Origin of the sequence: Streptomyces himastatinicus ATCC 53653 (assembly GCF_000158915.1) — a bacterium.
Taxonomy (GTDB): Bacteria; Actinomycetota; Actinomycetes; order Streptomycetales; family Streptomycetaceae; genus Streptomyces; species Streptomyces himastatinicus.
This window is the reverse complement of record NZ_GG657754.1, coordinates 8,103,112-8,109,845: the sequence shown is the minus strand read 5'-3', so window position 1 is coordinate 8,109,845 and position 6,734 is coordinate 8,103,112. Positions and strand designations below refer to the sequence as shown.

General features: G+C 69.4%; 7 protein-coding genes. 6 read left to right on the top strand and 1 reads right to left on the bottom strand.

The features are described 5' to 3' along the window. Window positions 1-221: 221 nt before the first annotated feature. Window positions 222-1,325: an amidohydrolase family protein gene (locus SSOG_RS34585; protein ID WP_208867391.1), complete on the bottom strand. Its 1,104-nt coding sequence runs from the start codon at window positions 1,323-1,325 to the stop codon at window positions 222-224. 274 nt (window positions 1,326-1,599) lie between these two features. Between SSOG_RS34585 and SSOG_RS34580 the strand changes: the two genes are divergently transcribed. From SSOG_RS34580 to thpD, 6 genes are all read left to right on the top strand, one after another. After that, window positions 1,600-2,166, top strand: a complete 567-nt coding sequence (locus SSOG_RS34580) for a SigE family RNA polymerase sigma factor (RefSeq protein WP_009718917.1) — start codon at window positions 1,600-1,602, stop codon at window positions 2,164-2,166. Beyond that, window positions 2,166-2,945, top strand: a complete 780-nt coding sequence (locus SSOG_RS34575) for a hypothetical protein (RefSeq protein ID WP_039939356.1) — start codon at window positions 2,166-2,168, stop codon at window positions 2,943-2,945. Before SSOG_RS34580 ends, SSOG_RS34575 begins: the two co-directional genes overlap by 1 nt. Before the next feature lie 370 nt (window positions 2,946-3,315). After that, a complete protein-coding gene (gene ectA, locus SSOG_RS34570) occupies window positions 3,316-3,864 on the top strand; it encodes a diaminobutyrate acetyltransferase (RefSeq protein ID WP_009718915.1) in 549 nt (182 codons plus the stop codon). Window positions 3,865-3,995: 131 nt separating this feature from the next. Continuing rightward, a complete protein-coding gene (gene ectB / locus SSOG_RS34565; RefSeq protein ID WP_009718914.1) occupies window positions 3,996-5,258 on the top strand; it encodes a diaminobutyrate--2-oxoglutarate transaminase in 1,263 nt (420 codons plus the stop codon). A gap of 41 nt (window positions 5,259-5,299) precedes the next feature. Next, entirely contained in the window at window positions 5,300-5,704 is a 405-nt protein-coding gene (locus SSOG_RS34560) for an ectoine synthase (RefSeq protein ID WP_009718913.1), read from the top strand. Window positions 5,705-5,708: 4 nt separating this feature from the next. Continuing rightward, entirely contained in the window at window positions 5,709-6,596 is an 888-nt protein-coding gene (gene thpD, locus SSOG_RS34555; RefSeq protein WP_009718912.1) for an ectoine hydroxylase, read from the top strand. The last annotated feature ends 138 nt before the right edge of the window (window positions 6,597-6,734 follow it).

Below are 6,734 nucleotides of genomic sequence, written 5' to 3'. Positions count from 1 at the left end.
TTGCGTGAAAAGGACACGTGAGTTGACCCCCACAGGAGACATGGAGCCGCCGGCGCCTGCCGCGGGGGACTCCACGGGCGCCGACGGCCTCGACCACGCCATATTTGCGCACCGAGGGTAAACAGGCAGACACATGAAGTCCGTTCATCCCAAAGGGTGTTGTTCGCCGAAGCGTTCGATGGCCACGTAACCCCAAGCCCCCCAGGTCCCCCGGGTCCCGCTCAGAACACCCGGCCCCGCAGCACCACCCATCGCGGTGCCGTCAGCACCCGTACGTCGGCGCGCGGATCGGCCTCGTACACCACGAGGTCGGCGGGGGCGCCCTCGGTGATCCCCGGCCGTCCCAGCCAGGTCCGGGCGCCCCAGGTGGCCGCCGACAGCGCGTCCCGCACCGGGATGCCCGCCTTGACCAGCTCGGCGACCTCCTGGCCGACCAGCCCGTGGGCGAGCGAACCGCCCGCGTCGGTGCCGGTGTAGACGGGGATGCCCGCGTCCCAGGCGGCGCGCACCGTGTCGTAGCGCCGCGCGTGCAGCCGTCGCATGTGGTCGGCCCAGAGCGGGAACTTGGCCTCGCCGCCCTCCGCGAGCCGCGGGAAGGTGGCGATGTTGACCAGGGTCGGGACGATGGCGACGCCCCGCTCGGCGAACAGCGGGATGGTGTCCTCGGTCAGCCCGGTCGCGTGCTCGATGCAGTCGATCCCGGCCTCGACCAGCGGAGCCAGGGTCTCCTCGGCGAAGCAGTGCGCCGTGACCCGCGCCCCGAGCCGGTGCGCCTCGGCGATGGCCGCCTCGTACGACCCGCGCGGCCAGCAGGCGGACAGGTCGCCGCTGTCCCGGTCGATCCAGTCGCCGACGAGCTTGACCCAGCCGTCGCCGCGGCGCGCCTCGGCCGCCACGTAGGCGACCAGGTCCTCCGGTTCGATCTCGTGCGGGTAGTTGCGGATGTAGCGCTTGGTGCGGGCGATGTGGCGACCGGCCCGGATGATGCGGGGCAGGTCCTCGCGGTCGTCGACCCAGCGGGTGTCGGACGGTGATCCGGCGTCGCGCAGCAGCAGCGCCCCGGCGTCGCGTTCGGTCAGTGCCTGCTTCTCGCTCGTCGCGTCGTCCACCGCGCCGTGGGCGTCCAGGCCGACGTGGCAATGGGCGTCGACGAGCCCCGGCAGCACCCAGCCGTCCAGCTGCCGGACATCCCGGGCCCCGGTCGGCCGGTCGAAGGTGATCTTCCCGTCGACCACCCACAACTCGTCCCGGACGCCACCGGCGTCCCCGTCCTCCGGGCCGACCAGGATCCGCCCCTTGATGTGCAGCACCGCGCTCTCCCTCATGTCACGCACTGTACGAGACGGCGGGCGGCCGCTGACCGGCCAATTCCGGGGAAGCGGAAGGGCTCCACTCGTACAACACGGGGAGCGCTGCTACGCTCACGCAACCCACCGGACGAGGGACAGCAGGGACAGTGAGGAGGCCCGTGTGAGCGCTCCTACCGATGGCCCGTCCGCCGCGGCCACCACACCGACGTCCGGCTTACCGGCGGACGGCTTACCCGCGGCCGACGCACAGGCGGAGTTCCGGGAGTTCTTCGAGCGGCACCATGCCGAACTGGCCCGCCTCGCCCACTTGCTGCTGGGCAGTTCCGACGGGGCGGACGACCTGGCGGCCGACGCGCTGGTCGCGGTCTGGCACCGGTGGGACCGGGTGCGTGTCGCCGAGCATCCGGCCGCGTACGCCCGGGGCGTGGTCGCCAACCTGGCCCGGTCCAGGATCCGCAGCCTGGTGCGCGAGCGGCGGCGGGTGGCGCTCTTCTCGTCGGAGCGCTTGGACCGGGTGGACGATCCGGATGTGTCCGCGATGGTGGATGTGCAGGCCGCGCTGGTGAGGCTGCCGTTCCGGAAGCGGGCGTGCGTGGTGCTGCGGCACGCGTTCGACCTCTCGGAGCGGGACACGGCCCGTACGCTCGGCATCTCGGTGGGCACGGTCAAGAGCCAGACCTCCCGCGGCATCGCCGAGCTGGAGCGGCTGCTCGGCCCGCCCGACGACGACACCGAGCGGCCCGCGGCGGGCACCCAGGCGCAGGCCCCGCCGCCGGCGCCGTCGGCGCAGGAGACGGTACGGGGGCTCCGCCCCGGCCGTGTGGGTCATGCCGGGCACCCAGGAGGGAACGGTTGATGATCGACCATCGCGACGACCGGCGCGATGTCGCCGCCGAGCTGCGCGAGGCCGCCGAGGCGCACCAGCCGGACCGGGCCCGGATGCTGGCCCGGGTCACCGCGGGCATGGCGGCGGGCGAGCGGCGGAGCGGCCGCCGGGTCCCCGCCCGGCAGTGGACCCGGGTCGTGGGCCCGGCCGCGGGGCTGGCCGCGGCGGTCGCGGCCGCCGGGATCGCGGTGGTGACCACCGACACCGCCGACGGACCGCAGACGGTACGGACGTCGAGCGAACCGGCCGGGCCGCCCGCGGGCGAGGGCGGCGGCACGGCGCGACGGCCGGGCGGCGGCGCGGGGGACGGGGCTGGTCGGCACACGCCGAGCGCCTATCCCACCTCGGTCGGTCCAAACCATCTCGCCGACCCCGCGGTGCGTTCGCGGGGGGCGATCAACCCCAATTCCAACCCGTACTGGGCGCAGAGTGACATCACGGTCACCACGAGCAAGCCGCTGACGTCGCTGACGGTGGAGCTGCGGGTCGCCGAGAACGGCGGGGTGCACACCACGGGGTCCTGGAGCACCCTGCCCGTGGACGACCTGGCCGTCTCGGTGCGCTCCGAGGGCGGGGTGCTGGTCTACCGCTGGACGCTCCGGAAGGGGGCCACGGTGCCGGCCGGGCGCCATGTCTTCGCGGGGCAGTACAACCACGCCGAGGGCAGCCGGGACGCCGGGCGGGACCGCTACTCCGCCTCCGGCAACGGGCCCTCCGGCGCATTCGCCGTCCGTGGCGACTTTCCGTGAGTTCGGGGGTATGTTCCGTGCGAGAAGCGATGCGCCAAGCCCGGTGGAATGAATTCCGGAAGACCGGAAGACAAATTCGGGGCGCTTTTCATGCACATCTTCCTATCTCGTCTTCCCGCTCTTCCGATCTCTAAACGCACTTTTTTTAGTGGTCCAGGACACGGTAATTCGGTGTCATCACGCACCCGTTACGCACATGTGACACACTCCACACGCCGACCGTTTCGACCCGCTAACTCCCCCACAAAATAGCGCTTTTCAACGATCTGCCGCGCGTGCGCGCGCACTCGCGTGTTACCACATCGACCCCCGTCTACGTAACCCCTCTCCTCGATGCATTTTTAGATTCTGCTGGGTAAATTGAATTCGCATGACCGCCGCACAAGCAGACCGAGTAGGCGCCCGTAGCGAAATTGATTTGCCAGAGGGGCTGTCCCTCGACACACCACGCGTCGAGGACGGAGCCGCGATCTGGCGAATCGCCCGCGACTCCAAGACTCTGGACCTCAACTCCTCCTACAGCTACCTGTTGTGGTGCCGCGACTTCGCCGCCACCTCCGTGGTGGCGCGCGACGCCGAGGGCGGACCGGTCGGCTTCATCACCGGCTACATCCGCCCCGACCGGCCCGAGACCCTGGTGGTCTGGCAGGTCGCCGTCGATCAGGCGTGGCGCGGTCGCGGACTGGCCGCCACCCTGCTGGACGGGCTGACCGCGCGCGTCGCCGCGACGGGCATCCGGGGCGTCGAGACCACGATCACCCCGGACAACACCGCGTCGAACCGGCTGTTCACGTCCTTCGCCGAGCGGCACGGCGCGCCCGTCGAGCACGAGGTGCTCTTCGACGGCGGCCTGTTCCCCGACGGAGGGCACGAGCCCGAGGTGCTCTACCGCATCGGTCCGCTCGCGGACCGCGGCTGAGCCCCGGTAACGGCATCCCGAGGTCATCCCCGATTTCTGCCCCCGATCCCCCGTACAGCGAGCCCCTGAACACCCCGAGGGCGCACGCCCTCACCCCCTCACCCCTCGCACTCATCTCCCAGGAGAATGCTGTGACCATCACCCCGCCCGCCCTGAGCGTCTTCGAGGCCCTGGAGTCGGAGGTGCGCAGCTACTGCCGCGGTTGGCCTGCCGTCTTCGACCGCGCGCAGGGCAGCCACATGTACGACGAGGACGGCCACACGTACCTCGACTTCTTCGCCGGAGCCGGGTCGCTCAACTACGGCCACAACAACCCGGTCCTGAAACGGGCGCTGATCGACTACATCGAGCGTGACGGCGTCACGCACGGTCTCGATATGTCCACCACGGCCAAGCGCGCGTTCCTGGAGTCGTTCCAGAACAACATCCTGCGCCCGCGTGACCTGCCCTACAAGGTCATGTTCCCCGGCCCGACGGGCACCAACGCGGTCGAGGCCGCGCTGAAGCTCGCCCGTAAGGTCAAGGGGCGCGAGTCGATCGTCTCGTTCACCAACGCCTTCCACGGCATGTCGCTTGGCTCGCTCGCCGTCACCGGCAACGCCTTCAAGCGGGCCGGTGCGGGTATCCCGCTGGTCCACGGCACCCCGATGCCGTTCGACAACTACTTCGACGGCGCGGTCGAGGACTTCCTGTGGTTCGAGCGGCTGCTCGAGGACCAGGGCTCCGGCCTCAACAAGCCCGCCGCCGTGATCGTCGAAACGGTGCAGGGCGAGGGCGGCATCAACGTCGCCCGTGCCGAGTGGCTGCGCGCCCTGTCCGAGCTGTGCGAGCGCCAGGACATGCTGCTGATCGTCGACGACATCCAGATGGGCTGCGGCCGCACCGGTGCCTTCTTCTCCTTCGAGGAGGCGGGCATCACCCCGGACATCGTCACGGTCTCCAAGTCGATCAGCGGTTACGGCATGCCGCTGGCGCTCACCCTCTTCAAGCCGGAGCTGGACATCTGGGAGCCTGGTGAGCACAACGGCACGTTCCGTGGCAACAACCCCGCGTTCGTGACCGCCGCCGCGACCCTGGACACCTACTGGGCCGACGGCCAGATGGAGAAGCAGACCCTGGCCCGCGGTGAGCAGGTCGAGCAGGGGCTGCGCGCGATCTGCGACGAGAACTCCGGCATCAGCCACCGCGGCCGCGGCCTGGTGTGGGGCATGGAGTTCGAGGACAAGCCGCGCGCCTCGGCCGTCTGCAAGCGCGCCTTCGAGCTCGGCCTGCTGGTCGAGACCTCCGGTCCGGAGAGCGAGGTCGTCAAGCTGCTGCCGGCGCTGACGATGACGCCCGAAGAGCTGGACGAGGGTCTGCGGATCCTCGCCCGGGCGGTCCGAGAGACCGCCTGAACACCCTCAGTAACGTAACTGCAGAAAGGTAGCGACTCACCGTGATCGTCCGATCCTTCAAGGACATCGAGGGAACCGAAAGGCACGTCAAGGCCAAGTCGGGTACGTGGGAGAGCAAGCGCATCGTGCTCGCGAAGGAGAAGGTCGGCTTCTCGCTTCACGAGACCACGCTGTACGCGGGCACCGAGACGTCCATGTGGTACGCCAACCACATCGAGGCGGTCCTCTGCGTCGAGGGCGAGGCCGAGCTCACCAACGACGAGAACGGTGAGAAGCACATCATCACGCCCGGCACCATGTACCTGCTGGACGGGCACGAGAAGCACACCATGCGCATCAAAAAGGACTTTCGATGCGTTTGCGTCTTCAACCCTCCGATCACCGGACGGGAGGACCATGATGAGAACGGGGTATACCCCCTGATCACCGAGACCGAGGAGGCATGATCCGATGACCACGGTCACTGACCTGTACCCGACCCGCGGTCCCCTCGAGGTGGCCACGCCCCGCGTGGACCCCGTCGTGTGGTCCGACCCCGGGGCCGAGGGTCCGATGCAACCGTCCGAGCTGAGCGATTTCGATCGCGACGGCTTTCTGGCGATCGAGCAGCTCATCACTCCGGACGAGGTCGCGGTCTACCGCGCCGAGCTGGACCGGCTGATCGTCGACCCGGACGTGCGCGCCGACGAGCGCTCGATCATCGAGCCGAAGTCGCAGGACGTACGGTCGGTGTTCGAGGTGCACCGGATCAGCGAGGTGTTCGCGAACCTGGTGCGCGACCCGCGGGTAGTGGGTCGCGCCCGGCAGATCCTCGGCTCGGACGTCTACGTCCACCAGAGCCGGATCAACGTCAAGCCGGGTTTCGGGGCCTCGGGCTTCTACTGGCACTCGGACTTCGAGACCTGGCACGCCGAGGACGGTCTGCCGAACATGCGGACCGTGTCGGTCTCGGTCGCCCTGACCGAGAACTTCGACACCAACGGCGGCCTGATGATCATGCCGGGTTCGCACAAGACCTTCCTCGGCTGCGCGGGCCAGACCCCGAAGGACAACTACAAGAAGTCGCTCCAGATGCAGGACGCCGGGATTCCGTCGGACGAGGCGCTCTCCGGCTTCGCCGACAAGCACGGCATCAAGCTGTTCACCGGCAAGGCCGGTTCGGCGACCTGGTTCGACTGCAACTGCATGCACGGCTCGGGTGACAACATCACGCCCTACTCGCGCAGCAACGTCTTCATCGTGTTCAACAGCGTGGAGAACACGGCGGTGGAGCCGTTCGCGGCGCCGGTGCGGCGGCCGGAGCACATCGGGGCCCGGGACTTCACCCCGGTGAGGTGAACACCCCGGTGAGGTGAACCACCGGTCCCGTGACCGTGGGTGGCCAGGGGGAGGGCGGTACACGCCCGGGACGATCGGTTTCGGGCCGAAGCGTGGTGTCAGAACGCCGGTGGCCAGTGTCGAGGCGATCATGACGGC

Coding starts and splice junctions, on each gene's coding strand:
- SSOG_RS34585 (WP_208867391.1), bottom strand. CDS start 1,325: ATGAGGGAGAGCGCGGTGCTGCACATCAAGGGGCGGATCCTGGTCGGC.
- SSOG_RS34575 (WP_039939356.1), top strand. CDS start 2,166: ATGATCGACCATCGCGACGACCGGCGCGATGTCGCCGCCGAGCTGCGC.
- ectA (WP_009718915.1), top strand. CDS start 3,316: ATGACCGCCGCACAAGCAGACCGAGTAGGCGCCCGTAGCGAAATTGAT.
- thpD (WP_009718912.1), top strand. CDS start 5,709: ATGACCACGGTCACTGACCTGTACCCGACCCGCGGTCCCCTCGAGGTG.